General features: G+C 64.9%; 3 protein-coding genes and 1 pseudogene. 1 reads left to right on the forward strand and 3 read right to left on the reverse strand.

The genetic code is table 11. The annotated features are described in order from the left end of the window. The 3 genes from rssA to ACLFRM_RS09315 all read right to left on the reverse strand — a co-directional run. Positions 1-884, reverse strand: an 884-nt coding sequence (gene rssA / locus ACLFRM_RS09305) for a patatin-like phospholipase RssA (RefSeq protein WP_410755461.1), incomplete at its 3' end; no start/stop codon positions are given. A 149-nt stretch (positions 885-1,033) separates the two neighbouring features. Beyond that, positions 1,034-1,501, reverse strand: coding sequence for a DsrE family protein (locus ACLFRM_RS09310; protein WP_410755463.1), 468 nt, complete (start codon positions 1,499-1,501; stop codon positions 1,034-1,036). Between the two features lie 184 nt (positions 1,502-1,685). Further along, the gene (locus ACLFRM_RS09315; RefSeq protein WP_410755462.1) at positions 1,686-2,171 is read right to left on the reverse strand and encodes a DUF4174 domain-containing protein; all 486 of its coding nucleotides are present in this window, start codon (positions 2,169-2,171) and stop codon (positions 1,686-1,688) included. A 265-nt stretch (positions 2,172-2,436) separates the two neighbouring features. Here ACLFRM_RS09315 and ACLFRM_RS09320 point away from each other — a divergent pair. After that, positions 2,437-2,911: pseudogene (locus tag ACLFRM_RS09320) on the forward strand (carboxylate--amine ligase); the annotation flags it as partial.

The following is a 2,911-nucleotide window of genomic DNA, read 5'->3' on the forward strand; positions in this document are numbered from 1 at the left end:
TCGGCGGCCTTGCGACCGACCTCGATGGTCTCGGCGGCGCGCTCGAACTCGAGCAGGCCGATGTGCGAAAGCCGCGGGGAGATCAGCAGCTCTGGCGGGTCGCCGGCCATGCGACTTCTCGTGATGCGGTCCTGCATGATGTTGATCGCGCCGGCCATCACGTCGAGCATGCCGGGCGTGGGCTCGTCCTTGTCGCGTTCTTCCAGCCATTCGCCTATCCGACCGTCGAGAAAGCGCGCGTCCACGCCCTCGACCCACTTGCGCAGGCCGCTGACGTTATCGGTGTCGTGACGCGCCGCCCCGCGAATGTCACGCACGTGCCTCCCGACGAGATCGCTGTTGAGGTTGACCGCGATCACCACGTCGGCACCCAGCGCCCGGCACAACGAGACCGGCACCGGGTCGGTCAGTCCACCGTCGACCAGCCAGCGCCCCTGGTTGCGTACCGGCGACATCAGCCCGGGCACGGCGATCGAGGCACGCACGGCCTCCATCAGGCTGCCCTCGCGCAACCAGACCTCGCGACCGGCCTCGAGGTCGGTGGCCACCGCGGCGAATGGCACCCGCAGGTTCTCGATATCCACCGGCTCGACCTGCCGTGCCAGCGAGCGCATCAGGCTGTCCCCCTCGATCAGCCCGCCACCCAGCCGTATATCCAGCAGCCGCATCACGTCCCAGGAGCGGATCCCGCGCACCCAGTCCTCGAGCTTGTCCAGCGATTCGCCGGCATAACCGGCACCGACCAGCGCACCAATCGAACAACCGGCCACCATTGACGGGCGCAGACCGGCCCCCTCCAGCGCGCGGATCACGCCGATATGTGCCCAGCCACGCGCCGCCCCGCTGCCCAGCGCCAGGCCGATCGTCGGTTTGCCGTCGGTCATGGTTTCCTTCCCTCTCCTGCCATCGAAAAACCCGCCTTGAAGGCGGGTGGTAAACAATTGCTGCCGACCCGGGAACGGGCCTTGCCGATTCAATGCAGCCGTCGACCGGGAAGACCCGACTCGCACCGATCCCCGCCTGGGCCGCTCCCCTAATCGTACACGGGGATCAGGGCGTAGCCGTTGTTCTGGTAGCCCATCAGCGAGATGAAGCCCGAGCGCACCGGCTCGATCCCCGGCAGCAGGGTGTCGTTGTCGACATCGAACGCCCGGGTAGCCCCGTTGCAGGCCTCCATGCGCACGCCCAACTCCTGCAGTGTCTCGACGCTCTTGGCAATGCTGGCCAGCGCGTCGCCGTAGTCGGCCTCGGTCTCCAGCGCCGGTGCGGTATTGATGAACTTGACCGAATGGGAGATGAACACCATCACCAGATCGGCCTGAACGCCCTCCTTCTCGAGGTTCTCGACGTTGGTGATGATGGCCTTCAGGTACATGTCCAGCGCGTTCGGATTGGACTTGCGCACGTCGTAGACGGCCTTGACGCTCTCCAGCCCATCGATGGCGGCGCGGTTGTGCAGATTCTCGGCGACCACGGTCGGCGCGAGTGCCAGCGCGGCCATGGCGAGACCGGCTGCCTGAAGAAGACGGGTGAAGCGACGGATCATGGGTTCCTCCTTGAGTGAGCGCGACGAAAGAAAGTCAGCTAACGATTAGGCTCACTGCCATCCTTGCGCGTCGCGTCGGGCAAATCAATATGCGCCTTATCGAATTTTCTGATCCCGCTCCTCTCGGGCGATATGCATGTCAGTCACGGCAATCATCCGGTTCACGCCCCATCTCGGCACGGCGCATCGGCATGCCGTCAATCAGTGACCAGATGGTGGCCAGCCCATCCGGCTGACCGCGGTACTTTTCCTGCCCGTCCAGACCGAACAACTGCAGGCGGGTACCATCACCACTGGACCATCCCACCCGTTCACGTACGTTGGAGGCCGCCTCTTCATCGAGCGTGGTCGACTCGAATTCGGCCGTCTCGCCGCCATCGAACCGGCGCTGCACCGTTCCATTCTCCTCGATGACCAACCAGTGAATGCGACGCTCGACCAGCGCGCAGCGATCGCCCAGCAGTCGTCCGGTCCAGTCATCGGCCTCCGGGCCGCCCTCCACCAGCACCAACGGGCGCACCTGCCATTCCAGGGTGTCCCAGTACGACTCGGCCACGGCGGTCGTCGGAATCACGGCGGCGGCAAGGCTGGCCAGAGCGGGAACGAATCGGGCAAGACGGGACATGAGACCTCCGGCACGGTGCGTTGAATCACAAGGCTAGACCCGAGCGCCCCGTTCTTCCCGACCCGCGTCACGAGCGGCCGTGAGTCCGGTCGCGCGGCGACCCGAACGGCGGCTACCTCTCGAGTCGACCGGACGTCTCGGCCACATATGGCCCATTGGTCGACTAGGCTCTAAGCATCGCTTCACCGATTCGCGCGGCACAAATGGACGTGCCGGTAAGCCCGTGTCGGCTTGAAAATCCATTTCGCCCGAATCAGAGGTACCCATGGAAAAGAATCCCGAGAAAGGCTTCGTTGCCCTGCTGGGCTGGTCGCTCAATGCGGTCGAGGCGGCCGAGACGTTCGATCGCCGCTACGTCGTGGTCGCCCCCGACTGGGCCGAGGAATACTGCGAGCAGCACGACATTCCCTACATCCCGTGGAACTTCGAGCGGCTGAACGATCGTTCCCTGGAAATCGCGCACACCCTGCAGGAAAAGGGTGTGGACGTGGCGATTCCGCTCTACGAGGAGACCGTCGAATGGGCCGGGGCGATCAATTCGGTGCTCCTGGACAAGCCCAAGCTGTTCGGCCAGGCCATGTTGCTGCGCGACAAGGCGCTGATGAAGCGTCGTGCCCAGCTCGGCGGCATCCGCGTGGGCATCTTCGAGGAGGCCCACGACAAGGAGGACGTGGTGCGTTTTCTCAAGCGGGTCAACCAGACCCTGCTCAAGCTCGACGGCGACCCCAACGACCCGATCC

Source organism: Guyparkeria sp. (genome assembly GCF_046540515.1).
Lineage (GTDB): Bacteria > Pseudomonadota > Gammaproteobacteria > Halothiobacillales > Halothiobacillaceae > Guyparkeria.